A 24,297-nucleotide genomic window follows, 5' to 3' on the forward strand; every position below is an offset into this window, starting at 1 on the left:
AACGTTGAAACCGCGCGCGGCGGGCTGCCGGGCGCGGTCCAGAGGGTACAACGGCGGTCGCCGGCGGGCCGGTCAGCCGATCTGCTGCATGATCGAAATCAGCTTCTTCGCGTAGTTCGGGTCGGTCGCGTAGCCGGCCTTCTGCATCCCGTGCGCGAAGCCTTCGACGCTGCGGCTCGCGCTCAGCACGCCCGAGTAGCGCGGGTTGTTCTTCAGCAGGTTCGCGTAATCGGTCATCGCGTGCTCGTACGAATCGTACGCACGGAATTTCGCGACCACGCGGCGCGGCGTGCCGTTCACGTACTCCGTGGTCAGCGCCGACACCGTGCGACCGGTCCAGCCCTTGGTCGCCTTGATGCCGAACACGTTGTAGCTCGTCGAACCGTCGCCCGCGCGGATCTCGCGCTTGCCCCAGCCCGATTCGAGCGCGGCCTGGCCGACGATGAAGCGCGCCGGAATGCCGGTCGACGCGCTAGCCGCCTGCGCGGGGCCCGCGAGCCGGTCGACGAACGCGTCGGCGTCCTGCACGCCGCTCGCGCCCTTCAGCGGCGGCGTCAGCGCGCTGCCGGCCGAGTAGCCGCGCGTGCCGGCGAGCCCGCCGTTGTTGGCCGAGTTCGCGTAGGCCTTCGCCATCGCGTTCATCGCGGCGAGGCCACCTTCGTTACCGGACGCGCCGAAGCCGTCCGCGCCCAGGCCGGCCGCGCCGACGTCGGCCGCCGTGTCGCTGCCCGCGCCCTGCCCCGCATTGCGCAGCAGCTGCTTCATCAGCGCGTCGGCGACACCGATCCCGCGCGTCGACATCTGCTGCGCGAGCTGCTGGTCGAGCATCGACGTGTACATCTTCGACGTATGCGAATCGAACAGCCCGCCGTCGGGCGACGCGTCGCGCATGCTCTTGAGCATCATCTGCGTGAACATCGCGTCGAACTGGCCGGCGACCGCCTTCGCGCCGGCCTGCGGCGACTGCTTCGCCTGCGCGCGCAGGGCGTCGAAACCCTGCACGTCGAGCGCAAAGCGCTGCGTGAGGTCGTTCGCGTTCGGGAGACTGGCTGCCATTTAGATGATCTCCAGGTCGGCGCGCAGCGCGCCGGCGGCCTTCATCGCCTGCAGGATCGACATCAGGTCCGCGGGCGTTGCGCCGAGCGTGTTCAGCGCCTTCACGACGTCGGCGAGATTCGCGCCGGCCGTCACCATCTTCAACGCGCCGTTGTCCTGCTTGAGCTGGATCTGCGACTGCTGCGCCACCACCGTCTGCCCGTTCGAGAACGGCCCCGGCTGCGACACCACCGGTTGCGTGTTGACGACGACCGACAGGTTGCCGTGCGCGACCGCGCAGCTCTGCAGCGTGACCATCTGGTTCATCACGATCGAGCCGGTGCGCGCGTTCAGGATCACCTTCGCCGCGGCCTTGTCCGGGCTGACGTCGAGGTTCTGCAGCCGCGCCATGAACGCGACCTGCTGCGCCGAATCGGCCGGCGCGGTGAGCTGGATGGTGCGGCCGTCGAGCGCCGTCGCGGTGCCCGGGCCGAAGCTCGAATTGACCGCGGACACGATCCGCTGCGCGGTGCCGTAGTCCATGTCGTTCAGTTGCAGCTGCAGCACGCCGTTCATCTGTGCGATCGCGTTCGGCACGCCGCGCTCGACGATCGCGCCGCCGACGATCCGGCCGGCCGCGAGCTGGTTCACCTGCACGCGGCTGCCGTTCGCGCTGGCGCCCGCGCCGCCGACCGCCATGTTGCCCTGCGCGAGCGCGTAGACCTGGCCGTCCGCGCCTTTCAGCGGCGTCAGCAGCAGCGTGCCGCCGCGCAGGCTCTTCGCGTTGCCGAGCGACGACACGGTGACGTCGAGCGCCTCGCCCGGCCGCGCGAACGGCGGCAGCGTGCCGGTCACCATCACGGCCGCGACGTTCTTCAGCTGCATGTTGCTCAGCTGCGACGCGCCGCCGTTGGCGGAACCGTTGTTGATCGAGATGCCGAGGTTCGCGAGCATGTTCGCGAGCGTCTGCGTCGTGAACGGCGTCTGCATCGTCTGGTCGCCCGTGCCGTCGAGGCCGACGACGAGGCCATAGCCGATCAGCGGGTTGTCGCGCACGCCCTGGATCTGCGCGAGATCCTTCAGGCGTTCCGCGTGCGCGGGCGTCGCGCCGAACACGCAGGCCAGGGCCATGAACGCGACGGCGAGCCGCGCGGCGGCATGCGCGCGGGCCGACAGGCGGTCGAGAAGCGTCTTCTGCATCGTCATCACCACGGCGCGATGTTGAGGAAGAAGCGCTGCAGCCAGCCCATCGTCTCGGCTTCGTTGATGTAGCCCTTCGCAGAATATTCGATCTTCGCGTCGGCCACCTGCGTCGAGTAGACGGAGTTCGCGCCCGAGATCGTGTTCGGGTTGACGACACCCGAGAAGCGCACGAATTCGTTGCCCTGGTTGATCAGCATCTGCTTCTCGCCGCTGACCACGAGGTTGCCGTTCGGCAGCACGTTGGTGACGGTCACCGTGATCGTGCCGTTGAACGTGTTCGCCGCGCTCGCGCCGCCGGTCGCCGCGAACTTGTTGTTGCCGGTCGCCGACAGGTTCGCCTTCGCGAACAGTCCGCCGAGGAAGCCGGCCGTCGGCACGTTGAAGTCGGTGTTGCCTTGCCGGTTCGTGTTCGCGCCCGACGACTTGGTCGCGTTGATGTTCTCCGCGATCATGATCGTCAGGATGTCGCCGACGTTGCGTGGACGCTGATCCTCGAAGAGCGGCCGCCCCGCATAACCGGGGTTGTAGATCGAGCCGGGCGCCTGCATCGACATCGGCGTCGGCGGCTGCGCCGTCATCGGCTGCTGGATGATCGGATCGCGCGGAATCTGCGCGCAACCGGCGGCGAACGCCGCCACCGCGACCGCGCATGCGGCGCGGACGGTGGCTGACGGGAGGAGGCGAACCTGCTTCATGGCGACGACGGATGTTCCGGTTAGCTCTTCATCTGCGTGACGGTCTGCAGCATCTGGTCGGACGTCGTCACGGCCTTGCTGTTGATCTCGTAGGCACGCTGCGTCTGGATCATGTTGACGAGCTCCTGCACGACGTTCACGTTCGACGATTCGACGTAGTTCTGGCTGAGCGTGCCCGCGCCGTTCAGGCCCGGCTGCGACACGTTCGGCGCACCCGACGACGTCGTCTCGGAGAACAGGTTCTCGCCGCGCGCTTCGAGACCGGCCGGGTTGATGAAGGTCGCGACCTGCAGCGAGCCGATCTGCACCGAATTGGTCGAGCCCGCCTGCGTGACCGTCACGACACCGTCCTTGCCGATCGTCAGCGAGGTCGCATTCTGCGGAATCGTGATCGCCGGCAGGACCTGGTAGCCGCTCGACGTGACGAGCTGGCCCTGCGCGTTGGTCTGGAACGAGCCATCGCGCGTGTAGGCGTTCGTGCCGTCCGGCATCAGCACCTGGAAGAAGCCCGCGCCGTTGATCGCGACGTCCTTCGAGTTGCCGGTCTGCGTGAGGCCGCCCTGCGTGTACAGGCGCTCGGTCGCGACCTGCTGCACGCCGGTGCCGAGCTGCAGGCCCGACGGCAGTTCCGTCTGCTGCGTCGAGTTCGCGCCCGGCTGGCGGATGGTCTGGTACAGCAGATCCTCGAACACCGCGCGCGACGCCTTGAAGCCGTTCGTGCTGGTGTTCGCGAGGTTGTTCGAAATCACGTCCATCTGCGCCTGCTGCGCATTCATGCCGGTGGCGGCGATGTAGAGCGAACGGTTCACTTGTCAGTTCTCCTGCGTAGGCTGGCGCGGGCGCTCAGCTGAAATTGAGCAGCTGGTTCGCCGACTGCTCGTTCTGGTCGGCCGTCTGGATCAGCTTCGACTGAAGCTGGAACGCGCGCGCGTTGTCGATCATCGCGACCATCGCGGTCACCGGGTTGACGTTGCTGCCTTCGAGCGAATTCGGCGTGACGACCACGTTCGGGTCGGCATCGGCCGGATTGCCGTCGGCGGTGCGGAACAGCCCGTCGTTGCCGCGCGTGAGCGTGGCCGGATCGGGATTCACGAGCTTCATCTGGTCGACGATCGCGACCGCCGTCGGCGGGTCGCCCGGCATCAGTGCGGAAATCGTGCCGTCCTTGCCGATCGTCACTTCCGCGTTCGGCGGCACCGAGATCGGGCCGCCGTTGCCGACCACCGGCAGGTTGCTCGCGTTGACGAGCTGGCCGTTCTCGTCGACGTGCAGGTTGCCGGCGCGCGTGTACGCCTCGCTGCCGTCGGCCGCCTGCACCGACAGCCAGCCCGCGCCCTGCACGGCGACGTCGAGCGGGTTGCCGGTGCGCGTGATCGGACCCGGCGCGTAGTCGGCGCCGGGCGTCGACGCGAGCACGTAGGTGCGCGTCGTCGTCGGGTCGCTCGTGCTGCCGTCGCCGAAATTCATCGGCACCGCGCGATACGTCGCGAGCTGCGCGCGAAAGCCCGTCGTCGACGCGTTCGCGAGGTTGTTCGCGACGATCGCCTGCTGGTCGAGCGACTGCGACGCACCCGTCATCGCCGTGTAGATCAGTCGGTCCATGGCTGCTCGTTGTCCGCGCTTACAGGTTGATGATCGTCTGGTCGACGGCCTGCTGCGTCTTGATCGTCTGCGCGTTCGCCTGGTAGTTGCGCTGCGCGGTGATCAGGTTGACGAGCTGCGACGTGAGGTCGACGTTCGAGTTTTCCAGCGCGCTGCCCTGCAGCTTGCCGTGGTTCGTGCTGCCCGGCGCCGAGATCTGCGGCACGCCCGACGCGGCGCTTTCCGCGTACTGGTTGCCGCCGAGGTTCACCAGCCCGTTCGGGTTGTTGAAGTTGGCGAGCGCGATCTCACCGAGCACGGCGGTCTGGCCGTTCGAGTAGTTGCCGGTCAGCTTGCCGTCGGCGCCGATCGTGTAGGTCGTCAGCGTGCCGCTCGCGTAGCCGTCCTGCGCGAGGTTGTTCACGCCGTCCTTGCCGCCGTACTGCGTCGTGCCGGTCAGGTCGAGCGTGAGGCTCTGCGGCGTCGCCGAGCCGTCGGTGTTCGGCACCGTGAACTGGAACTGGCCGACCGACGTGGTCGGCGTGGCCGGCGTGCCCGTCGTCGTGCTCTTGATCGCGCCCGACGAGTCGAACGTGACCGTGCCGAGATCCGTCGTGGAGCCGCCCTGCACGCCCGCGTACGCTTCCCACGTGCCGGCCGCCGACTTCACGAAGTACATGTTGACCGCCTGCGAACCGCCGAGCGAGTCGTACACCTGGATCGACGTCGAGTAGTTGTAGGTCGTGTTGTCGGTCGCGCTGAACGGCGTCTTGGTCGGCGTCGTGTCCTGCGAATTCAGGTTGAACTGCGCGGAGATCTTGGTCGTCGCGGTCGGCGCGATGTTGGTCGTCGGCGCCTGCAGCGGCACGGTCTGCGCGGTGTTGATCACGCCGCCCGCGTTGGCCGCATAGCCCATCAGGTTACGGCCTTGCGAGTCGACGATGAAGCCGTTCTTGTCGCGCTGGAACGTGCCGTCGCGCGAGTAGGTCGTCACGCCGTTGTTCGACATCTGGAAGAAGCCGTTGCCGTTGATCGCGACGTCGAGCGACGAGCTCGTCGTGTTGATCGTGCCCTGGCCGAAGTTCTGCTGCACCGCGTTCAGCGACGTGCCGATACCGATCTGCGTGTTGGTCGACGTCGCGACCGAGTTCGCATACATGTCGGCGAACTGCGCGGTGCTCGACTTGAAGCCGACCGTGTTCGCGTTCGCGATGTTGTTGCCGATCACGTCGAGCGCGTTCGATGCACCCGCGAGGCCGCTCAGACCCTGTTGATAACCCATTTCGGTCTCCGTTTCGAGATTGCTCGATCAGTATCAGTTGGAGGTGGTGCCGCTGCCGGACGAATTCGACGCGGACGACGTGGTGTTCGGGAAAATCGACGCAACCTGGGTCAGCCCCACGGTCGTGCCGTTCGACAGCACGAGCCCCGCCGTGCCGTCCGCCTGCTTGATCACGCTCTGCACGGTCGACGCCGCGAGCGTCGTGGCCGGCTGCGGCGTGCCGTTGCTGTCGGTGTACGACGCGCTGACGGTGTACTTGCCGTCCGGCAGTGCGTTGCCCGCCGCGTCGGTCGGCGTCCAGTTGAACGGCACGGTGCCGGCCGACTGCGCGCCCGCGTTGATCGTGTTCACCACGGTGCCCGCCGCGTTCTTCACGGTGATCGTCAGGTTCGACACTGAACTCGCGAGCGACACGCCGAACGGCGACGCCGCGCCGCTCTTCACCGCGACCGCGTTGCCCGGTGCGAGCACGTTCGTGCCGATCAGCAGCGCGGCCTGCGTCTGCTGGCCGGCCGTGAGCTGCGTCGACAGCGACGTGAGCGACGTGTTCAGCTGCGCGATGCCGCTCACCGTGTTGATCTGCGCGAGCTGCGACGTCATCTGCGAGCTGTCGACCGGGCTGGTCGGGTCCTGGTTCTGCAACTGCGTGACGAGCAGCTTCAGGAACGTCGCCTGCAGGTCGCTCGCCGACGTGCCGTTGGTCGACACTTTGTTGGTGTTCATCGTGTCGGTCGGCAGGTTCGACACGTTCGTGCCGTTGCTGCCGATCGTCGTGTTGGAGGAAGTCATCCTGGGTGGCCTTCTGTCGGGACTGTCGGAACTGTCGAGTCTGTAAGGTCGGTCGACGCGCGGCTTACGAGCCGATCGTCAGCGTCTTGAGCATCAGCGTCTTCGCGGTGTTCAGCGTCTCGACGTTGGCCTGGTACGAGCGCGACGCCGAGATCATGTTCACCATCTCCTGCACCGGATCGACGTTCGGCATCTGCACGTAGCCGTTCGAATCGGCAGCCGGGTTCGACGGGTCGTAGGTCGACTTCATCGGCGACGGGTCATCCATCACCTTCGTCACGCGCACGCCGCCCACGCCCTGGCCGGACGCGGTGCGTGCGCCGCCGATCGGGTCGGTCGCGAACACGACCTGCTTGGCCTTGTACGGCTTGCCGTCCGGGCCGGTTGCGCTATCGGCGTTCGCGAGGTTCGACGCGGTGACGTTCAGGCGCTGCGACTGCGCGGACAGCGCCGAGCCGGCGACGCCGAAGATGTTCATCAACGAGGGCATGGAAGCTCCTTTTGCTCGGATTCGGCGGCGGTACGCGCCGTCACTGGTTCGACGTGATCGCGGCGATCATCGCCTTGATCTGCTGGGTCATCACGGTCATCCCGGTCTGGTAGTGCAGCGCGTTGTTCGCGAACTGCACGCGCTCGACGTCGAGATCGACCGTGTTGCCGTCGAGCGCCGGCTGCAGCGGCATCCGGTATTGCGCACGGCCGTAGTCGTCCGACGGGCCGCCCGTCGGGATCAGCTTCGCGGTGCCGGCCATGTGGCCCGCCGCCGTCGACACCATCGACATCCCGCTCGTCACGCCGGCCGGCTGCGCCATCGGCAGTTGCGCCGCGTTGCTCGGCGCGAGGCCGCCGCCCGTCTGCTTCAGCGAGCGCGCGAGCGTCGACGCGAAATCGACGTCGCGGGCCTGGTAGCCGGGCGTGTCGGAGTTCGCGATGTTCGACGACAGCAGTTCCTGCCGGTAGGCGCGTACGTCCAGCGCCTGTCGGCCGAACGCGAATTCCGCATCGAGTTTGTCCAGCATGTGTGCGTCTCTCCGTATGAAGCGCTGCACGCCCCTCGCGCCGGATGGCGACTCGAGAGGCTTTTTTCCATGACAGCGATGGTAGGCGTCGGACGCAACCGGCAATCGGGCGAATAACGCGGCAAAGGCCCCCTCTATTCATCGTTTGCGCGACCGCCCCGCTCCCTAGAATGCGAAGCGGAGCAACGGATCGGGGATACAGCGATGACTGGCAGCGCACTTCGCGGAAGGAACGGGCGGCTCACGCACGTCCGGCGTGCGTTTGCGCTCGCCGCGGCGCTGTGGATCGCCGCCCCGGCCGCGCACGCGGACGACGGGATGATCGTGATTCCGGGGCGCGGCGAGACGGCCGAAACCGCGCTCGCGCACGCCAATGCGGCGAGCGGCGGGAATGCGGCGATGGCGCCGGGTTCGGTTGTGGCGCCCGACGCCGGGCGCGCGGCGAGCAGCACGGGCGCCGCTGCCGGCGCGTCCGGCACCGGCTACGCGGCGCAACCCGCGGGCACGATGGTCGTGACGACCGTCCCGCCGCCGGCTGCCGTACCCGCCCCTGCGCCGGCCCCGGCGCCTCGCCCCGTCTACGCGACCGCCCGCATGAACGCCGGAACCGGAACCGGATATGGCGCGCCGCGCGCCGCCGATCCGAACGCGATCGCGACGGTCGTCGCCGGCACGGCCGAGCCCGCATCGAATCCCGCACGACCGACCCCGCAGCAGGCCATGGCCGCGCGCCTGGCGGCGGCCCGCGCCGCGTCCGCCGCGCCGGCGCCGCGCGCCGTACCGGTTTCCGCGAGCCCGGCCCCGGCGGCCAATGCCGCCAACGCGGCCCAGCCGGCGACGCCGCCCGGCCAGCAGGATCCCGAGTCGATCCGCCGCGCGGCCCTCGCGTTCCTGCAGCAACAGGTCGCGGGCCTGCCCGGCAAGACCACCGCGACCGTCACGACCGCGTTTCCGCGCGGGCTCGCCGCGTGCACGACGCTCGAACCGTTCATGCCGACCGGCGCACGCCTGTGGGGCCGCACGACGGTCGGCGTGCGCTGCGCGGGCGAGCGGCCGTGGACCGTCTACCTGCAGGCGAAAGTCACCGTGCAGGCCACCTACTACGTCGCCGCGCGCCAGATCGCGCCCGGCGAGCCGCTTTCCGCGGCCGACCTGGTCGCCCGCGACGGCGACCTGACGGTGCTGCCGCTCGCGGTGATCACCGATCCGGCGCAGGCGATCGGCGCGACCGCGCTCGCGCGCATCTCGGCCGGGCTGCCGCTGCGGCAGGACATGCTGAAGAGCGCGGCGTCGGTGTCGGCCGGCCAGACGGTGCGGGTGGTCGCGGCCGGGCCCGGCTTCACGATTTCGGCCGAGGGCAGCGCGCTGGCGAATGCGGCGCCCGGCCAGTCGGTGCGGGTGCGGATGGCGGCGGGCCAGATCGTCACGGCGATCGTCAAGGACGCCGGCACCGTGGAAATTCCGCTGTAGGGGCGGATCCCGCCCCAAGAATGTAAAGAATTGTTTATTCGGGGCATTTCGGGCTCGCGATGCTAAAGTTCGGGCCGACCCGGCCGTTATCTGGGTCAAACCGAACAGGAAACCCATCGTGAAGATCGATTCCACTCCGAACCCGAGCCCCCTGGCGCCGACCGGCAACGGCGCGACCCGTGCGCAATCCGGCGCGGCTTCGTCTTCGTCCGCGCAGGCGGCCGACGGCGGGTCGACCGGCGGCGACCCGAGCGTGAACCTGTCGGGTCTGTCCGGCCAGCTGCGCTCGGTATCCGCGTCCGGCAACGGCGATATCGACACGGGCCTGGTCCAGTCGATCAAGGACGCGCTGAACAACGGCACGCTGACGATCGACGCGAACAAGATCGCCGACGGCGTATTGAATACCGCCCGAGAGCTGCTGCAGCAGCAGCGCCCGGGCAACTGAAGCGGGCCTCGCGGGGCCCGCCCCCCCCCCCGGTTTGCCGGCGCTACCCGCGCCGGCGCGACGAGCATGACGCGATGAGAGAAGAGCTGCTGGCCACGGTCAACGACGAACACGCGACGGTCGAGGCGTTCGCGTCCCTGCTCGCGTACGAGGAAAAGGCGCTGACGATGGCGCAGCCGCTCGAGATGCTGCCCGGGATCGTCGAAAAGAAAACCGAGCTGATCGACCGGCTCGCACAGCTCGAACGCACGCGCGACACGCAGCTTTCCGCCCTCGGCTTTCCGTCCGGCAAGAAGGGAATGGACCAGGCCGCCGAGCGCGATGCCCGCCTCGCCGGCCGCTGGCAGTTGCTGCAGCAGTCCGCCGAACGCGCGCGCCAGGCCAATGCGAACAACGGGATGCTGATCCGGATCCGGATGGACTACAACGAGCGCGCGCTCGCGGTCCTGCGCTCGGCGCCCGCGCCGGCCGGCATCTACGGCGCCGACGGCCGCGTGTCGGCTCTCACGCGCTGAAGCACTCACTGACTGACTGATCGGCGGCAGCGCCGCCACCGCACGTTCCGCCTCTCGCCGCCCTGCGCGGCATCTCACGTTTCGACAGACCGGGCCCGAGCCCGGCACTCACGGTCCCTTCCGATACACGGCCGCGCAGCCGCGCCGTCGTCCCGTCACAACAATCAGAAGAGGGCCGCATGCCATATTTCCGCATTCCGTTTTCACACCGCGTCGCCGCCGTGTCCGCCGTCGCGGCGCTGGGCACCGCCTTGACGCTCCCCGTCGCACAGGCCGCCGGCCCCGCGCCGCTGCCCACGCCGACGGGCGACATGTCGCTGTCGCCGGCCGGCCCCGACATCGTGCCGCCGGCCGCCTCGAGCGCGCCGGGCACGCCGGGCACGACACAGCGCGCGTCGCGCCGCGGGTCCGACACCTACACGTACCTGCGCTGCTGGTACCGGATCGACGCGGATCCGCTGAAGCCGGCCTCGACCTACGAATGGGCGCGCAACCCCGCCGGCGGCGACTGGTATCGCGTGTCCGGCTACTGGTGGGCGGACGGCATCAGGCAGTGGAAGAACATGTTCTACAGCACGACGTCGCAGGACGCGCTCGCCGACGTGTGCCGCAAGACGCTGGCCGCGAAAGGCATCAAGACCGACCTCGTGCAGGCGGTCGCGGCCAACAACGCGCTGTCGTTCAACTACACGGTGTGGACCATCGATGCCGCGCAGCAGGACGCGCGCGTCAACAAGCTGATCGTGTTCGGCGACAGCCTGTCCGACACGCAGAACATGTTCAACGCGAGCCAGTGGAAGCTGCCGAACGGCACGAGCTGGCAGGCGGGACGCTTCAGCAACGGCCCGGTGTGGGCCGAATATCTCGCGAACACGCTGCGGCTGCCGTTCTACAACTGGGCTATCGGTGGCGCGGCGACCGACCAGTATCTCGTCGTGCCGGGCCTCGTGCAGCAGATCGACTCGTGGCGCGAATACATGGATCGCGCGCCCGACTACCGGCCCGCCAACACGCTGTTCGCGGTGTTCGCAGGCGGCAACGATCTGGTGAACTACGGGCGCTCGCCCGAGCAGGCGGCGAATGCGGTGCGCGACAGCCTCGAGCGGCTCGCCGCGGCCGGCGCGACGCGGATCATGCTCGTCACGCTGCCGGACGTGTCGCGCGCGCCGGTGTTCGCGACCCGCACCGACACCGCGAGCGTCGCCGCGCAGGTGAAGGACTACAACCAGCGCCTCGCCGACGCGGCCGCCGCGCTGCGCGCCCGCTACGGCGCGACGCTGCGGCTCGAGGTGTTCGATGCGTACGCGCTGTTCGACGACCTGCTGAGCCACCCGGCCCAGTACGGCTTCGACGACGCGAAGCGTGCATGCCTCGACATCCCGAAACCGTCGTCGCTCACCTACCTGAGCGCGCAGACGCCGCGCGCGGACTGCCGCGATCCGGCGCGCTTCGTGTTCTGGGACACGCTGCACCCGACCACGCGCACGCACGCGTGGCTCGCCGAGCGGATCGCGCCGTTCGTGCGTGCGCGCCTGCTGAACTGACCGGCGCGGGCGGCGGTGCTTACAGCAGCGGACACGCGGTGACCTGCGTGCCGCGTTCGACGCACAGCCGCTCGTAGTCGCGCAGGTACGCGCGCTCGTCGTCGTCGAGCAGGTCGAGATCGATCAGGTCCCAGTCGTAGCCGACCGTCACGATGTTCTCGAACGTGACGGTATCCGGCTGCGCGTCGTCCCGGTGGATGATCACGATGTTCTCGATCCGCACGCCGCCCTTGCCCGGCACGTAGATGCCCGGCTCGACCGAAATCACCGCATTCGGCACGAGCCCGTACTTCGCGCCCGGCGCGAACCGGACGCCGCCCTCGTGTACGTGAATCCCGACGCCGTGCCCGGTGCCGTGGCCGAAATCGTGGCCGTGGTCGCGGCACACCTGCCGCACGAGCGCATCGACGTCGCCGCCCTTGGCGGTGCTCGGGAAGCGCGTGACGAGCCCCTTGATGCAGGCCTTCAGCGCGACCGTGTAGATCTCGCGCTGCCACGGCTGCGCGACCGTATCCGGGTCGGTCCGGCGCAGCACCACGCGCGTGCAATCCGTCGCGAAGCCGGCTTCGTAATAGGCGCCGCTGTCGAGCAGCACGAGTTCGCCTTCCGTCAGCTCGACGTCGGCGCTCGCCGCCGTGTAGTGCGCGAACGCGCTGTTCGCGCCGTTCGCCGCGATCGACGGAAACGTCAGCGCCACCGCCGAGCGTGCGCCGTATGCGTCGTTGATCGTGCGCGCCAGGTCGTATTCGGTGTGGCGCGTGCCCGGCTCGCCGGCCTTCGCCCAGCGCATCGTCTCGGCGATCGCCGCGGAGCTGCGCGCGAACGCGTCGCGAAACCGGTCGAGCACCGCCGGCGTCTTGCCGGCCCGCATCGCCTCGACCGGGTTGAAGTCGGCATGCTGCGCCTGAGGCCACACCCGCTTCACCGCGTCGACGAGCGCGCAGTTCACCGATTCGTAGCCGTAGCACACGTGCTCGACGTCGAACTGGGCGAGAAAGCGCTCGAGCGCCGCGACATCGCGCCGGATCACGTGCAGCGCCGGATACGACGCGAGCGTGACTTCGCAGCGGTCGCAGCCTTCCGGCAGGAACAACGCCACCTGCTGGCCGACCGTGAACAGGAAGCCGAGGTGCGACGACGCATTCGGGATGTGATAGCCGCGGCTGTTCAGCAGATACGCGAGGTCGTCCGACGCGCAGGAGAAAAACGCCGTCTTGCCGTCCGGCGCGCCGGTATGCGCGGCGAGCTGGCGGTTCAGCGTGTCGAGGTTCTGCGCGACGCTCAGGCCGGTCGCCGATTCCGGCACTTCGAAGATCGGCCGCTCGACGACCCAGCCCGGCAACGCGATCGCGCGATCGATTTCCCGGTCGGCGAGGCTCGTCCAGTCGAGCGATGCGGCCTGCGTCTGTTCGAACAGGCGATCGCGCTGCCCGACGCTGATCCGCAGCGCATCGTAGCCGACCCGTGCGAGCCGGCTGCCGTGCGCGACCAGCCAGTCGGCCATCGCCTGCCAGATCGTCACGTTCATCCCGAGCTTCTCGATGCGCACGCGCGCCGGATCGCACTGCTGCTCGGCCTGCAGGTGATAGCGGCCATCGACGAACAGGACGAACGGGGGCAGATCGAGCGCCTGCGCGGTCGCCGCGCTCAGGAAGATCCCGCAGCCGGCCGAGCCGTCGAAACCCGACACCGCGTAGCGCGGATTGTTGGCGAGCGGCAGGTACTCGGTCACGTATTCGTCCTGCGACGTGACCAGCACCGCGTCGAGCCGCGCGGTATCGAGCAGGCGCGACAAACCAGCCTGCGTGTCGGCGACGGACGCGTCGTACGGGGGAAGGCCGGAGAAGCTGTATTTCAGTCGATCGATCATCGGAAGCCCGTTATGCATTGTTGTCGGCGGCCGGCGGTGACGCGGCGGGGAGCAAGCCCGAGGCAGGCCTGACACGGCACGGCGCCGCTGCACGGTCGGCGCTCGACCCCGCATGGCGCCGGGCCGCCGTTCCGTTCCGGCGGCAGGCCCTTGAAAAATTTTCGTCCCACTTAACTTTGTTTGATGCGCGCAGCAGAATCTAGAGCACGCCGAAATTGAGGTCAAGATAAAATTTTCGTAGGGCTAAAATCGGCGTGACGCCTGCGCATCCTGGCACAACGTGAATTCGCCCGGCGACACCGCGCGGTACAATGCGCCGGCATCGCCGTCCCGACGGCCGTGCTTCGTGCGATGCGCGGAATCCCCTGTCCGGCGACTGCACCGCCCGTCCGCTCGCCTCCCGACTCGTTGCCACGAAAGAGATTCATGGATTCAGACCTCATGCGTATCGGCCAGCGCATTCGCCGCCTGCGCCGGGAAGCGAAGAAGACGCTGCTGGAAGTCGCGACCGAAGCGAAGCTGTCGGTCGGATTCCTGTCCCAGGTCGAGCGCCACCTCACGGGCATCTCGCTGTCATCGCTCGTCAACGTCGCGAAGGCGCTCGACGTGCCGCTCAGCGCGCTGATCGACCAGCCGCGCCAGGCCCAGCCCGATTCTCACGAGGGCCGCCGCAAGCCGTACGCGCTCGACGCCAGGTCGCAGTGGTACGAACGCCTGTCCACCACGTTCGACGGCAGCCAGATCAACGCGCTCAAGGTGCAGATGATGGAAGGCTACCGCTCGGAATGGGTCGCGCACGGCGGCGACGAATTCGTGTACGTGCTGGCCGGCCGGATCTGCTACACGGTCGGCAAGAAGGATTACCCGCTGTCGCCCGGCGACTCGCTGCACTTCGACGCGCGCAAGCGGCATCGGGTCGCCAACGTGGGCGACGGGCCGGCCGAGGTGATCGCGGTCGGCACGCTGCCGCTGTTCGACGACCGTGGCGCCGGATTCGTGTCCGCGACGATGGACCTCCGGAAACCCGCGCCCGTCGCGCGTGCGACGCCGGCCGAGCCGCGCGCGGGCCGCCGCGGGCCGGCGCCCAAGCGGGCGGAGCGCGATCGCGACGCCGGCCCGGCAGGAAAGGAAAAGAAGGCAGCAGCCAAGCCGCGCGCATCCGCCGGCAAACGTCCGGCGGCCGCCAAGCCGGCGCGCAAGAAGAAGTCGTAACGGTTATCGGGAGGCAGGCGCGGGATGCGCGCCCTTCCCCCTATTCGCCGATCTCGAGCGCCTGCGCGACGGCCTCGATCCGTGCGCGATGCACGGCTTCCTTGATCTTCTCCGTATCGTTGCCGATGCCGCGCGCGATTGCACCGGCATCGACGCTGCGCGCGGCCGCGAGCGCGACGCGCAGCCGCTCGGCCTGCGGATACGGCTGCGCGTCGAGCCCAAGCCGCCCGCGCGCATCCGATTCGCACGCCTGCAGCATCTCGGCGAAACGCGCCGGCTTGCGCAGCGCGTCGCTGCGCTCGAACAGCCGCACCAGCGCGGCCGCGCCCATCTCCATCACGCGATGCAGGTTGCCGTGCTCGCGCGCGACCACCAGCGCGAGATCGCGGCATTCGTTCGGCACGCGCAACCGCTCGCACAACGGCTTGAGCAGGTCGACGCTGCGCCCCTCGTGGCCGACGTGGCGCGGCAGCACGTCGGCCGGCGTCGTCGCCTTGCCGAGATCGTGCGTGAGCGCCGCGAAGCGCACCGGCAGCGAATACCCCTGCTTCGCCGCATAGTCGACGACCATCATCACGTGCACGCCCGTGTCGACCTCCGGGTGGTAGTCGGCGCGCTGCGGCACGCCCCACAACGCATCGACTTCCGGCAGGATGCGCGCGAGCGCACCGCACTCGCGCAGCACCGCGAACATCCGCGACGGCTTCGCTTCCATCAGCCCGCGCGCGATTTCCTGCCACACGCGCTCGGGCACGAGCGCGTCGACCTCGCCCGCGTCGACCATCCGCCGCATCAGCGCGAGCGTTTCGTCCGCGACCGTGAAATCCGCGAACCGCGCGGCGAAGCGCGCGATACGCAGGATCCGCACCGGGTCCTCGACGAACGCATCGCTCACATGCCGGAACACGCGCGCGCGCAAATCGGCCTGCCCGTCGAACGGATCGATCACCGGCCCGACCAGCTCGCCCTCCGGGCTCACCTCGCGCGCCATCGCGTTGACCGTCAGGTCGCGCCGCGCGAGATCCTCGTCGAGCGTCACGTCCGGCGCGTAATGGAACTGGAAGCCGTGATAGCCGGCCGCCGTCTTGCGCTCGGTGCGCGCCAGCGCGTACTCCTCCTGCGTGCGCGGATGCAGGAACACCGGGAAATCCTTGCCGACCGGCCGGAAACCCTGCGCGGCCATCTGCTCGGGGGTCGCGCCCACCACCACGTAGTCGCGGTCCTGCACGGGCACGCCGAGCAATTCGTCGCGGATCGCGCCGCCTACTGCGTAGATATTCATGGCGTCGGCTCGTACTCGGCGATCACGTTCGTTTCGCGGCGCGCGGCGTCGATCCAGCGCTGCACGGCCGGCAGCGCCGTCACGCGGGCCGCATAGCCGGCCGCTTCCGGCGACAGGCCCGGCGCATACGTGTTGAAGCGCATCACGACCGGCGCGTACATCGCATCGGCGATACCGAATTCGCCGAACAGGAACGGCCCGCCCGACGCCTCGAGACACTCGCTCCACAGCGCATCGATGCGCGCGACATCGGCGAGCGCGTCGGGCGTCGCACCGCGTCCCGGCATCGACGCGCGCACGTTCATGCCCATCTGCGTGCGCAGCGCCGCGAAGCCCGAATGCATCTCGGCCGCGACGCAACGCGCATGCGCGCGCTCGAGCGGATCGGCTGGCCACATCGGGAATTGCGGATAGCGTTCGGCGAGCGTTTCGGCGATCGCGAGCGAATCCCAGATCGCGACGCCGTGGTCGTCGACCAGGCACGGCACCTTGCCGGTCGGCGAATACTCGCGGATGCGTGCGGCCGTGTCATCGTGGCGCAGTTCGATGGCGATCTCGTCGAACGGGATGCCGAAATGCGCGAGCAGCAGCCACGGGCGCATCGACCACGACGAGTAGTTCTTGTCTCCAATGACGAGTTTCATGGCGGTATTCCGGAAAACGCGAAGGTGAAAAGGAGGACGCTGCCGGCCTAGCGGCGCGAGCGGAACCAGTCGAACCGGGACCGCTGCGCGGTATTGCCGAGATACGCGGGCGCGATGCTTTCGAGGCTCGCGGGCGAGATCCCGAGCTCCGGCGCGAGCGGCCCCGACAGCACGTTCGGCACCGACATCGTCGCGAGATTGTCGCGCGTGAGCACGGGCTCGCCGGGCAGGCATTCGAACACGCTTGCCTGCAGCCGCGCGAGCGCGTCGGGCAGCCGCACGATGCGTGCCTGCCGGCCGACCAGCGTGCCGCAATAGCGCACCAGCTGCTCGAGCGTGTAGACGGTCGGGCCGCCGAGTTCGTAGGTCTTGCCGTGTGAGGCCGCGAGATCGAGCGTGTTGACGAACGCGCGCACGACATCGCCGACGAACACCGGCTGGAAGCGCGCGTCGGGCATCGCGAGCGGCAGCACCGGCACCGAGCGCTGCAGATTCGCGAACGTGTTGAGGAACGCGTCGCCGGGGCCGAACACGACCGACGGGCGGAAGATCGTCAGCGCGAGCGAATCGGTCGCCGCGATCGCATGCAGCGCGGCCTCGCCGTCGCCCTTCGAGCGCTGGTACATGCTCGCGCCGTGCGAATCGGCGCCGAGCGCGCTCATGTGCAGCACGCGCCGCACGCCCACCTCGGTGCAGGCGGTCGCGAGCGCGGCCGGCAGCGTGACGTGCGCGCGTTCGAAGCCGGGCCCGTACGGCGTGCCGCGGCCGCCGTGCAGCACGCCGACCAGGTTGATCGCCGCGTGCGCACCGGCGACGAAGCGCGCGAGCGTGCGCGTGTCGAGCGCTTCGAGCTCGACGACTTCGACCGGCAGCATCTGCAGGTGACGCGCGTGGTCGCGCCGGCGCGTGCCGATCCGTACCTGCTTGCCGGATTCGATCAGCGCATTGACGAGCCGGCTGCCGATGAAGCCGGTGCCGCCCAGCAGCGCGACGGTCTGGCGATCCATGATTCGAGACCTCTAAGGGGCTGTTCACGCTAATAACGGGCTTGCGAACGAGCCTTGCCGGCTGCAGTGCAAGAAGTAAGGAGCGCCGTTTGGCCGAGCCAAACAAGCGACGCGCGACGCCGCAATGCGGCCGGCAAGGCTCGTTCCCCTGTTTGGAAAAAAACGTTCGCGGGGCTGGCCGCCAGAAGGGCCGAGCGCTGCGTCATGCTCCTTGCGAATACGTCGAGTATTCGCTTCGTCGCAATCCTTGCGCTCGGCCCTTCTGGCGGCCAGCGCAAGCCCGTTATTAGCGTGAACAGCCCCTTAAACACTGCCGCGTCTCGCGCGGCAGTGTGAAGATTGCGTATCAGGGCGAGATCATGCCTAGACGTTTCTTCAACGACTGCGGTTTGCCCTCGAAGAGCGCCGCGTAATAGACGGTGTTCGACAGCACGTTCTTCACGTAGTCGCGCGTCTCGTTGAACGGAATCGTTTCTGCGAAGATCGCGCCTTCGACCGGCTGCGTCAACACCTGGCGCCACTGGCGCGGCCGGCCCGGGCCCGCGTTGTAGCCGGCCGTGGCGAGCACCGGCGAGCTGTCGAAGTTGTTGTAGATGTCCGCCAGATACCAGGTGCCGAGCTGGATATTGGTATCGATGTCGTGCATCTGCGCACGCGAGATCGTGCCCATGCCGAGCTTCTTCGCGACCATCTGCGCGGTGGCCGGCATCAGCTGCATCAGGCCGCCCGCGCCCACCGACGAACGCGCGCTGATGATGAAGCGCGATTCCTGGCGGATCAGCCCGTACGCCCACTCGATGTCGAGGCCCGTCGATTGCGCATAGCGCTCGACGATATTGCGGTACGGCGACGGGTAGCGCAGCGTGAAGTCGTGCTCGGCCTTCGTGCGGTCGGCCGTGTTGACCGTGCGGTCGAGCAGCTCGACGCGCTTGCCGTATTCGGCTGCGGCCAGCAGCTGGCGATCGGTCATCCCGCGCAGCGGCCAGTTCCATTCGCGGTTGCCTTCGAGGCGCAGGTTCAGCGCGTAGAAACGCTGCGCGAGCGCGAAGCCCGGAATCTTGCTCATCGCGTCGATCTCGGCGTCGCTCACCTTCGTGCGCGGCGGGATCGTCGTGCGCTGGCCGAGCTCTTCGCCGGCGAGCTGCCCGTAGAAGTTGAACTGGCCCGCGACCTGCTCGAATTCCTGGTTCGCCTGCAGCGTGTCGCCGCTCTGCTTGAGCGCGCGCGCATGCCAGTAGATCCAGGCCGGATCGTCGCGCAGCGACGGCGGCATCTGCTCGATCGACCAGCGCACCATCGGCCAGTTGCCGGCGAGCAGCGCGGCGCGCGTGCGCCATTCGTAGCCCGGGTTCGACAGCGGCGCATTCGTGGATTTCGCGTACCAGACCGATGCGAGCGGCGAGCGCTTGATCGCGCCCTGGTAGCCGATCGCGCCCCACGCGATCGCCTGTTCCTGCTTGGTCAGCGAGGCGGCGACCGACGTCAGCATCCCGGCTGCCGCGTCCGGATCGTTGCGCGCCATGCGGCTGAGCGCGATCAGCGCGAGCTGGTGCGAGGTCGCGTCGGGGCCGACGCCGCGCGCGAGGTACAGCGGCGGCGCACTCGTCGCCTGGTCGAAGCCGACCGGGCGCGGGCCGAGCGCATCGACGATCTTGCCGCCGAGCGTCGTGTAGTTCTGCTCGTACGCGAGACGCGCCTGCTGCCACACGTCGTCGCTCGTGAACTGCTGGTTGACCGTCAGCGCGGTGATCAGGTCGACGCACGCGTCGCCGTAATTCTTCGGCTCGACGAGCAGCGCACGTGCCGCATCCGCGACGTTCTCGCCGCGCGCCGCGCGCGATTCGAGCGCATAGCACTTGACCTGCGTGTCGTCGTCGAGCACGAAGCGCTTGTACTGGTCGTCGAAGTTGCGCCAGTCGTGGCGCGCGCCGAGCACGAGCAGGTAGTCGTTGCGCAGGCGGTCGGCGATCGCCTGGCCGTCGTAGCGCTGCAGGAACGACTGCACGGGCGCGTCCGGCGCGTCCACGCGCGCGCGGCCCGTCGAATCGAACAACTGCGGCTTGATCTGGAAATACTCGACGTAGGACGGTACCGGATAGTTCGGGATCATCGACGCGAGCTGCGCGGCTTTCGCAGCGTCGTTGCGACGCGCGGCTTCACGAAGCTGCACGAAGGTCTGGTCGTCCCCGGAGACCGTATCGTCGTTCGGTGCGGCGCACGCAGCCGTGCCCGCGACGAGCGCGGTGGCCGAAAGCGTCAGCGCGACCGCGCGATATACTCGGAAAAGGCTGTTCGACATCGTTTTGAATGGAGCACGAAGTGAGCGAAAGCATAGCACGCAACCCTGTGCCAAACCCGAAGGTTGCGCTACGCAAAACGCTGTCCGGCGCGCGCCGCGACGCCGCGTCGCAACCCGCCGCGAACGCCGCGCTCGACGCACGGCTGCGCACGCTGCTCGAACGGCTCGCGCCGCGCACGGTCGGGTTCTACTGGCCGCTGCCGGGCGAATTCGATGCACGCGAGGCAGTGCTCGCGTGGTGTGCGGCCGGTGCCGGCCGGCAGGCCGCGCTGCCCGTGATCGACGAGCGGCACACGCCGCTCGAGTTCCATGCGTGGGACGCGCACACGCCGATGCGCGAAGGTCATCACCGGATTCCGGAACCGGCGTCGGGAATCGTCGTCGTGCCCGACCTGTTATTGATTCCCTGTGTGGGATTCGACCTGGAGCGCTACCGGCTCGGCTACGGCGGCGGCTACTACGACCGCACGCTGGCCGCATGGCCGGGCACCGAGCTGCCCGTGACGGTCGGCATCGCCTACGATGCGTGCCGCGTCGACGCACTGCCGGCCGAAGCGCACGATCTCGCGCTGCGCTGGATCGTGACCGACGCCGCGCTGTACCCGGCCGCCGGATGATGCGGCGGGCGGCGCCGCATCCGTCGTCGCACGCCCGTCAGCGCCCCGCCTCGCGCCACCTGCGGCGCAACCGTTTACAGCGATGCCGCCGCGCGCGCAGCCGTGTCGTACAGGCCCGATGCGTTGCGCAGCAACTGCGCCGCGTCGCCGATCTGCTCGTTGGTGAGCCCGCTGTCCTTCAGCGTCTCGATCAGGCAGTGCTCGCGCACCTCGCGGTACTTCAGGCACAGGTCGCGGCCCGCGTCGGTCGCGAAGAAGAACACTTCCTTGCCGTTCTTCTCGCTTTTCACATAGCCGCGGGCGATCAGTTTTTTCAGCGCATAGGTCGCGACGTGCGTATCCTCGATATTGAGCACGAAGCAGATGTCGGCGAGCTTCTTCTTGCGTTCGCGATGGCTGACGTGATGCAGCAGCGACACCTCGACCGCCGTCATGTCCTTCGCGCCGGCCGCCGACATGCAGCGCACCATCCACCGGTTGAAAGCATTGCCTGCCATGATGAGCCCGTATTCGAGCTCCGACAGCTCCGCGCTCGAATCGGAAACGAGGTGTTCGGATGACACGATCTTGGTCGCAGGACGCTTCATGGAAAGGCGGAGCAAGCCGGATGACAGGGTGTGCCGAGTGTACGCCAGAAGCCTCGACATACGGGCTAGGCGAAAACGCTTATTGGGAAGTTGTCGATATTTTATTGACAATGTGCGCTAACATTGCCGTCCGAACCGTGCCAGTCCGATGACGCAACCCCGCATTTATCCGCTCGGCGATGCCGCCCTCGTCTGCGAGGTGCCGCCGCCCGCCACGCTCGATTGCCAGCGCCGCGTCTGGGCCGTTGCCGAGGCCGCGCGCGCGTGGCCCGACGTGATCGACGTCGTGCCCGGCATGAACAACCTGACGATCGTGTTCGACGCGCTCGCCACGACGGCCGAGTCGCTCACGCCGGCGCTGCGCGACGCGTGGGAGACGGCCGACGTCGAGCACGCGGACGGCCGCGAGGTCGAGATCCCGGTCGAATACGGTGGCGCCGCCGGCCCCGACCTGCCGGCCGTCGCCGCGCATACCGGCCTGTCGGCCGACGAGGTCGTCGCGCGCCACGCGGCCGGCGCCTACGTCGTGTTCTTCGTCGGCTTCCAGCCGGGTTTCGCGTATCTCGGCGGGCTCGACACCGCACTGCACACGCCGCGCCGCGCGGCGCCGCGCCTCGAGGTGCCGGCCGGCTCGGTCGGCATCGGCGGGGCGCAGACGGGCATCTATCCGGCCACGTCGCCCGGCGGCTGGCAACTGATCGGCCGCACGTCGCACGTGCTGTTCGATCCGGCGCGGCCGCAGCCGACGCTGCTGCTGCCCGGCGACCGCGTGCGCTTCACCATTGCGGGAGTCGACGCACGATGACCCAGAGCAACGTACCGGCCACCATCGAGGTGGTGCGGGCCGGCCCGCTGACCACCGTGCAGGATCTCGGGCGCCGCGGCACGCGCCATCTCGGCGTCGCGCAGGGTGGCGCGCTCGACGGCCTCGCGCTCGAAGTCGGCAACCGGCTGGTCGGCAACCGCCCCGATGCGGCGGCCGTCGAGATCACGATCGGCCCGGCCGCTTTCCGCTTCCCGCGCGCGACCCGCATCGCGATCACCGGCACCGAGTTCGGTGCAACGCTCGACGGCCAGCGCGTATATTCATGGTGGAGCCTGCCGGTCGAGGCCGGGCAAACGCTCGTGCTGCCCGCCGCGAAACGCGGGATGCGCGGCTACCTGTGCATCGCCGGCGGCATCGACGTGCTGCCGATGCTCGGCTCGCGCAGCACCGATCTCGCATCGCGCTTCGGGGGCCTCGGCGGCCGCGCGCTGCGCGACGGCGATCGCCTCCCGGTCGGCGTGCTTCCGGCCGGGATGGGTTGCCTCGCGGCCGACGCGCCCGAATTCGGTGTCAAGGCGCCCGCGTGGTGCGCATTCGTGCGCGTCGACGAGCCGCCGCGCCGTCACCGCCCCGCGCACGCGCCGTGGGCGATGCCCGTGCGCGTGCTGCCGGGCCCCGACTACGCGTCGTTCGCCGCCGATTCGCAGCAAGCGTTCTGGGATGAAGAATGGCTGGTCACGGCAAACAGCAACCGCATGGGCTACCGGCTCGCCGGCGTCGAGCTCGCGCGCGAGCGGCCGGCCGAACTGCTGTCGCACGCGGTGCTGCCCGGCACGATCCAGGTGCCGCCGAACGGCCAGCCGATCGTGCTGATGCACGACGCGCAGACCACCGGCGGCTACCCGAAGATCGGCACGGTGATCCGCGCGGATCTGTGGAAACTCGCGCAGGCGCGGCTCAACCTGCCGATCCGCTTCGTGCGCACGACGCCCGATGCCGCGCGCGCCGCGCTGGCCGCGGAACGTGCGTATCTGCGGCAGATCGACGTGGCGATCGACATGCGCGAGGAAGCGCGCCGCCGCGCCCAGTCGCGTGCGGCATGACAATAGCGGTAGCAGTACCGAAGGCAGTAGCAGTAGAGAAGACGGGCCACGCAATCAGTGGACGAGGAACATCATGCAAATCGATCTGAATGCCGATCTCGGCGAAGGATGCGGTTCGGACGAGGCGCTGCTCGACCTCGTGACGTCCGCGAACATCGCATGCGGGTGGCATGCGGGCGGTGCGAACGCGATGCGCGACTGCGTGCGCTGGGCCGTGCAAAAAGGCGTGGCGATCGGCGCGCACCCGAGCTTTCACGATCCGGAGAATTTCGGCCGCAAGGAAATGCAGCTGCCGGCCAGCGACATCTACGCGGGCGTGCTGTACCAGCTCGGCGCGCTGTCTGCGATCGCACAGGCCGAAGGCGGGCGCATCGCGCACGTGAAACCGCACGGTGCGTTGTACAACCAGGCCGCGCGCGACCCGATGATCGCCGATGCGGTGGTGTCCGCGATCCGCGATTTCGATCCGTCGCTCGCGGTGTTCGGGCTCGCGAACAGCGTGTTCGTCGCGGCCGCGCGGCACGCGGGGCTCGCCGCGGTGGAGGAAGTGTTCGCCGATCGCGGCTACCGCGCCGATGGCTCGCTCGTGCCGCGCAACCAGCCCGGCGCACTGATCGACGACGAGGACACGATGATCGCGCGCACGCTGGACATGGTGCGCAGCCGGCAGGTGCGTGCGATCGGCGGCGAATGGGTGATGCTCAATGCGCAGACCGTCTGCCTGCACGGTGACGGGCCGCATGCGCTGGTATTCGCGAAACGGATTCGCGCCGCGCTCGAGGCGGTGGGCGTCGACGTGGTTGCGCCCGGCATGCTGCAGGCCGACGAACGCGCCTGATTCGCCGGTCGCGCCAGCGGATCCACATTCGGTCGTACAAAAGAAAAAAGCGCCCTCGTGGCGCTTTTCCGTTGGCGCAATCGCTGCGGCTTTGCCGTCTGTCGATTCGCCCCCCGAAACCGTCTTGCGACGGTGGCCGGAAAAATCTTCCGGATTAAAAAACGTCCGCCGCCGCCCGATTACTGCCTTTCCCCGGTGGGACGACGGAACGTCGCTTTATCTCGCAAGTCGGCCTGCATGCCTAGTTGTTGTCCGACGATGATTGGCCCCGCCGTACATGCAGACACTTCCGCGGCCGGCACGTGCATCACGTGCCGGCAACGCGCTAACCCCGCGCTTTATTTTCTGCTACCCCGTAGAACTTTTTCTATTCTTTTCATTTTTTCAACTTGTGGATCGAAGAATAGATATTGGCAGATCGGGATGTCAATCGTTTGAAACGCTATTTTCTGACGATTCGAGGGTTTTCCTTATCGAATCGCGTGCCCATA

At 68.5% G+C, this 24,297-nt stretch carries 24 protein-coding genes; 9 read left to right on the forward strand and 15 right to left on the reverse strand.

Translation table 11 applies throughout. The annotated features are described in order from the left end of the window. Window positions 1-72: 72 nt before the first annotated feature. The 9 genes from flgJ to flgB form a co-directional block, all read right to left on the reverse strand. Complete coding sequence (flgJ, locus tag BCEP18194_RS21970) at window positions 73-1,056, reverse strand: flagellar assembly peptidoglycan hydrolase FlgJ (RefSeq protein ID WP_011353463.1); 984 nt, start codon at window positions 1,054-1,056, stop codon at window positions 73-75. Next, the gene (locus BCEP18194_RS21975) at window positions 1,057-2,235 is read right to left on the reverse strand and encodes a flagellar basal body P-ring protein FlgI (protein ID WP_011353464.1); all 1,179 of its coding nucleotides are present in this window, start codon (window positions 2,233-2,235) and stop codon (window positions 1,057-1,059) included. 5 nt (window positions 2,236-2,240) lie between these two features. Next, entirely contained in the window at window positions 2,241-2,933 is a 693-nt protein-coding gene (gene flgH / locus BCEP18194_RS21980; RefSeq protein WP_011353465.1) for a flagellar basal body L-ring protein FlgH, read from the reverse strand. A gap of 20 nt (window positions 2,934-2,953) precedes the next feature. After that, window positions 2,954-3,742 carry a flagellar basal-body rod protein FlgG gene (gene flgG / locus BCEP18194_RS21985; RefSeq protein ID WP_011353466.1) on the reverse strand — a complete coding sequence of 263 codons (789 nt, stop codon included), beginning with the start codon at window positions 3,740-3,742 and terminating at the stop codon, window positions 2,954-2,956. A gap of 34 nt (window positions 3,743-3,776) precedes the next feature. Next, a complete protein-coding gene (gene flgF / locus BCEP18194_RS21990; RefSeq protein WP_011353467.1) occupies window positions 3,777-4,535 on the reverse strand; it encodes a flagellar basal-body rod protein FlgF in 759 nt (252 codons plus the stop codon). 19 nt (window positions 4,536-4,554) lie between these two features. Beyond that, window positions 4,555-5,796: a flagellar hook protein FlgE gene (gene flgE, locus BCEP18194_RS21995; protein ID WP_011353468.1), complete on the reverse strand. Its 1,242-nt coding sequence runs from the start codon at window positions 5,794-5,796 to the stop codon at window positions 4,555-4,557. Between the two features lie 33 nt (window positions 5,797-5,829). Further along, complete coding sequence (locus BCEP18194_RS22000; protein WP_011353469.1) at window positions 5,830-6,585, reverse strand: flagellar hook assembly protein FlgD; 756 nt, start codon at window positions 6,583-6,585, stop codon at window positions 5,830-5,832. A gap of 64 nt (window positions 6,586-6,649) precedes the next feature. Beyond that, window positions 6,650-7,075 (reverse strand): flagellar basal body rod protein FlgC, encoded by a 426-nt coding sequence (flgC, locus tag BCEP18194_RS22005; RefSeq protein WP_011353470.1) that lies wholly within the window; start codon window positions 7,073-7,075, stop codon window positions 6,650-6,652. A 40-nt stretch (window positions 7,076-7,115) separates the two neighbouring features. Beyond that, complete coding sequence (gene flgB, locus BCEP18194_RS22010; protein ID WP_011353471.1) at window positions 7,116-7,604, reverse strand: flagellar basal body rod protein FlgB; 489 nt, start codon at window positions 7,602-7,604, stop codon at window positions 7,116-7,118. 204 nt (window positions 7,605-7,808) lie between these two features. On the opposite strand from flgB, the gene flgA reads away from it, so the two are divergent. The 4 genes from flgA to BCEP18194_RS22030 all read left to right on the forward strand — a co-directional run bounded on the left by flgA (window position 7,809) and on the right by BCEP18194_RS22030 (window position 11,581). Then, window positions 7,809-9,074, forward strand: coding sequence for a flagellar basal body P-ring formation chaperone FlgA (flgA, locus tag BCEP18194_RS22015; protein WP_041492977.1), 1,266 nt, complete (start codon window positions 7,809-7,811; stop codon window positions 9,072-9,074). A gap of 118 nt (window positions 9,075-9,192) precedes the next feature. Continuing rightward, window positions 9,193-9,522: a flagellar biosynthesis anti-sigma factor FlgM gene (gene flgM, locus BCEP18194_RS22020; protein WP_011353473.1), complete on the forward strand. Its 330-nt coding sequence runs from the start codon at window positions 9,193-9,195 to the stop codon at window positions 9,520-9,522. A 74-nt stretch (window positions 9,523-9,596) separates the two neighbouring features. Further along, window positions 9,597-10,037, forward strand: coding sequence for a flagella synthesis protein FlgN (locus BCEP18194_RS22025; RefSeq protein ID WP_011353474.1), 441 nt, complete (start codon window positions 9,597-9,599; stop codon window positions 10,035-10,037). 179 nt (window positions 10,038-10,216) lie between these two features. Then, on the forward strand, window positions 10,217-11,581 hold the full coding sequence (locus BCEP18194_RS22030) for an SGNH/GDSL hydrolase family protein (RefSeq protein WP_011353475.1): 1,365 nt from the start codon (window positions 10,217-10,219) through the stop codon (window positions 11,579-11,581). A gap of 19 nt (window positions 11,582-11,600) precedes the next feature. On the opposite strand, the gene BCEP18194_RS22035 is transcribed toward BCEP18194_RS22030, so the two are convergent. Next, the gene (locus BCEP18194_RS22035) at window positions 11,601-13,451 is read right to left on the reverse strand and encodes a M24 family metallopeptidase (RefSeq protein ID WP_041492978.1); all 1,851 of its coding nucleotides are present in this window, start codon (window positions 13,449-13,451) and stop codon (window positions 11,601-11,603) included. 426 nt (window positions 13,452-13,877) lie between these two features. Here BCEP18194_RS22035 and BCEP18194_RS22040 point away from each other — a divergent pair, with 426 nt between their 5' ends. Next, window positions 13,878-14,663: a helix-turn-helix domain-containing protein gene (locus BCEP18194_RS22040; protein ID WP_041492979.1), complete on the forward strand. Its 786-nt coding sequence runs from the start codon at window positions 13,878-13,880 to the stop codon at window positions 14,661-14,663. 40 nt (window positions 14,664-14,703) lie between these two features. Here BCEP18194_RS22040 and BCEP18194_RS22045 read toward each other — a convergent pair whose 3' ends face one another. The 4 genes from BCEP18194_RS22045 to BCEP18194_RS22060 all read right to left on the reverse strand — a co-directional run bounded on the left by BCEP18194_RS22045 (window position 14,704) and on the right by BCEP18194_RS22060 (window position 19,895). After that, window positions 14,704-15,945 carry a multifunctional CCA addition/repair protein gene (locus BCEP18194_RS22045; protein WP_011353478.1) on the reverse strand — a complete coding sequence of 414 codons (1,242 nt, stop codon included), beginning with the start codon at window positions 15,943-15,945 and terminating at the stop codon, window positions 14,704-14,706. Further along, complete coding sequence (locus tag BCEP18194_RS22050; protein ID WP_011353479.1) at window positions 15,942-16,589, reverse strand: glutathione S-transferase family protein; 648 nt, start codon at window positions 16,587-16,589, stop codon at window positions 15,942-15,944. The genes BCEP18194_RS22045 and BCEP18194_RS22050 overlap by 4 nt, the downstream gene beginning before the upstream one ends. A 47-nt stretch (window positions 16,590-16,636) precedes the next feature. Next, window positions 16,637-17,596, reverse strand: a complete 960-nt coding sequence (locus BCEP18194_RS22055) for a complex I NDUFA9 subunit family protein (RefSeq protein ID WP_011353480.1) — start codon at window positions 17,594-17,596, stop codon at window positions 16,637-16,639. A gap of 346 nt (window positions 17,597-17,942) precedes the next feature. Beyond that, window positions 17,943-19,895, reverse strand: a complete 1,953-nt coding sequence (locus tag BCEP18194_RS22060; RefSeq protein WP_041492980.1) for a lytic transglycosylase domain-containing protein — start codon at window positions 19,893-19,895, stop codon at window positions 17,943-17,945. Window positions 19,896-19,903: 8 nt separating this feature from the next. On the opposite strand from BCEP18194_RS22060, the gene BCEP18194_RS22065 reads away from it, so the two are divergent. Beyond that, complete coding sequence (locus BCEP18194_RS22065) at window positions 19,904-20,512, forward strand: 5-formyltetrahydrofolate cyclo-ligase (RefSeq protein WP_011353482.1); 609 nt, start codon at window positions 19,904-19,906, stop codon at window positions 20,510-20,512. Between the two features lie 74 nt (window positions 20,513-20,586). Here the strand turns inward: BCEP18194_RS22065 and BCEP18194_RS22070 are convergent, their stop codons facing one another. After that, on the reverse strand, window positions 20,587-21,099 hold the full coding sequence (locus BCEP18194_RS22070) for a winged helix DNA-binding protein (protein ID WP_027788908.1): 513 nt from the start codon (window positions 21,097-21,099) through the stop codon (window positions 20,587-20,589). 148 nt (window positions 21,100-21,247) lie between these two features. Here BCEP18194_RS22070 and pxpB point away from each other — a divergent pair, with 148 nt between their 5' ends. The 3 genes from pxpB (at window position 21,248) to pxpA (ending at window position 23,806) form a co-directional block, all read left to right on the forward strand. Further along, window positions 21,248-21,904 carry a 5-oxoprolinase subunit PxpB gene (gene pxpB / locus BCEP18194_RS22075; protein WP_011353484.1) on the forward strand — a complete coding sequence of 219 codons (657 nt, stop codon included), beginning with the start codon at window positions 21,248-21,250 and terminating at the stop codon, window positions 21,902-21,904. Next, window positions 21,901-22,968, forward strand: a complete 1,068-nt coding sequence (locus BCEP18194_RS22080; RefSeq protein ID WP_011353485.1) for a biotin-dependent carboxyltransferase family protein — start codon at window positions 21,901-21,903, stop codon at window positions 22,966-22,968. Before pxpB ends, BCEP18194_RS22080 begins: the two co-directional genes overlap by 4 nt. 73 nt (window positions 22,969-23,041) lie before the next feature. Next, on the forward strand, window positions 23,042-23,806 hold the full coding sequence (gene pxpA, locus BCEP18194_RS22085) for a 5-oxoprolinase subunit PxpA (RefSeq protein ID WP_011353486.1): 765 nt from the start codon (window positions 23,042-23,044) through the stop codon (window positions 23,804-23,806). The last annotated feature ends 491 nt before the right edge of the window (window positions 23,807-24,297 follow it).

The organism is Burkholderia lata, from assembly GCF_000012945.1.
GTDB classification, from domain to species: domain Bacteria; phylum Pseudomonadota; class Gammaproteobacteria; order Burkholderiales; family Burkholderiaceae; genus Burkholderia; species Burkholderia lata.

What these genes read in the sequence shown, in the direction of transcription:
- flgH (WP_011353465.1), bottom strand. Translation starts at nt 2,933, where the DNA reads ATGAAGCAGGTTCGCCTCCTCCCGTCAGCCACCGTCCGCGCCGCATGC.
- BCEP18194_RS22055 (WP_011353480.1), bottom strand. Translation starts at nt 17,596, where the DNA reads ATGGATCGCCAGACCGTCGCGCTGCTGGGCGGCACCGGCTTCATCGGC.
- flgE (WP_011353468.1), bottom strand. Translation starts at nt 5,796, where the DNA reads ATGGGTTATCAACAGGGTCTGAGCGGCCTCGCGGGTGCATCGAACGCG.
- BCEP18194_RS22060 (WP_041492980.1), bottom strand. Translation starts at nt 19,895, where the DNA reads ATGTCGAACAGCCTTTTCCGAGTATATCGCGCGGTCGCGCTGACGCTT.
- flgA (WP_041492977.1), top strand. Translation starts at nt 7,809, where the DNA reads ATGACTGGCAGCGCACTTCGCGGAAGGAACGGGCGGCTCACGCACGTC.
- flgB (WP_011353471.1), bottom strand. Translation starts at nt 7,604, where the DNA reads ATGCTGGACAAACTCGATGCGGAATTCGCGTTCGGCCGACAGGCGCTG.
- pxpA (WP_011353486.1), top strand. Translation starts at nt 23,042, where the DNA reads ATGCAAATCGATCTGAATGCCGATCTCGGCGAAGGATGCGGTTCGGAC.
- BCEP18194_RS22040 (WP_041492979.1), top strand. Translation starts at nt 13,878, where the DNA reads ATGGATTCAGACCTCATGCGTATCGGCCAGCGCATTCGCCGCCTGCGC.
- BCEP18194_RS22065 (WP_011353482.1), top strand. Translation starts at nt 19,904, where the DNA reads ATGGAGCACGAAGTGAGCGAAAGCATAGCACGCAACCCTGTGCCAAAC.
- BCEP18194_RS22050 (WP_011353479.1), bottom strand. Translation starts at nt 16,589, where the DNA reads ATGAAACTCGTCATTGGAGACAAGAACTACTCGTCGTGGTCGATGCGC.
- BCEP18194_RS21975 (WP_011353464.1), bottom strand. Translation starts at nt 2,235, where the DNA reads ATGCAGAAGACGCTTCTCGACCGCCTGTCGGCCCGCGCGCATGCCGCC.
- BCEP18194_RS22030 (WP_011353475.1), top strand. Translation starts at nt 10,217, where the DNA reads ATGCCATATTTCCGCATTCCGTTTTCACACCGCGTCGCCGCCGTGTCC.
- pxpB (WP_011353484.1), top strand. Translation starts at nt 21,248, where the DNA reads ATGACGCAACCCCGCATTTATCCGCTCGGCGATGCCGCCCTCGTCTGC.
- flgC (WP_011353470.1), bottom strand. Translation starts at nt 7,075, where the DNA reads ATGCCCTCGTTGATGAACATCTTCGGCGTCGCCGGCTCGGCGCTGTCC.
- BCEP18194_RS22045 (WP_011353478.1), bottom strand. Translation starts at nt 15,945, where the DNA reads ATGAATATCTACGCAGTAGGCGGCGCGATCCGCGACGAATTGCTCGGC.
- BCEP18194_RS22025 (WP_011353474.1), top strand. Translation starts at nt 9,597, where the DNA reads ATGAGAGAAGAGCTGCTGGCCACGGTCAACGACGAACACGCGACGGTC.
- BCEP18194_RS22070 (WP_027788908.1), bottom strand. Translation starts at nt 21,099, where the DNA reads ATGAAGCGTCCTGCGACCAAGATCGTGTCATCCGAACACCTCGTTTCC.
- flgF (WP_011353467.1), bottom strand. Translation starts at nt 4,535, where the DNA reads ATGGACCGACTGATCTACACGGCGATGACGGGTGCGTCGCAGTCGCTC.
- flgJ (WP_011353463.1), bottom strand. Translation starts at nt 1,056, where the DNA reads ATGGCAGCCAGTCTCCCGAACGCGAACGACCTCACGCAGCGCTTTGCG.
- BCEP18194_RS22000 (WP_011353469.1), bottom strand. Translation starts at nt 6,585, where the DNA reads ATGACTTCCTCCAACACGACGATCGGCAGCAACGGCACGAACGTGTCG.
- BCEP18194_RS22080 (WP_011353485.1), top strand. Translation starts at nt 21,901, where the DNA reads ATGACCCAGAGCAACGTACCGGCCACCATCGAGGTGGTGCGGGCCGGC.
- BCEP18194_RS22035 (WP_041492978.1), bottom strand. Translation starts at nt 13,451, where the DNA reads ATGATCGATCGACTGAAATACAGCTTCTCCGGCCTTCCCCCGTACGAC.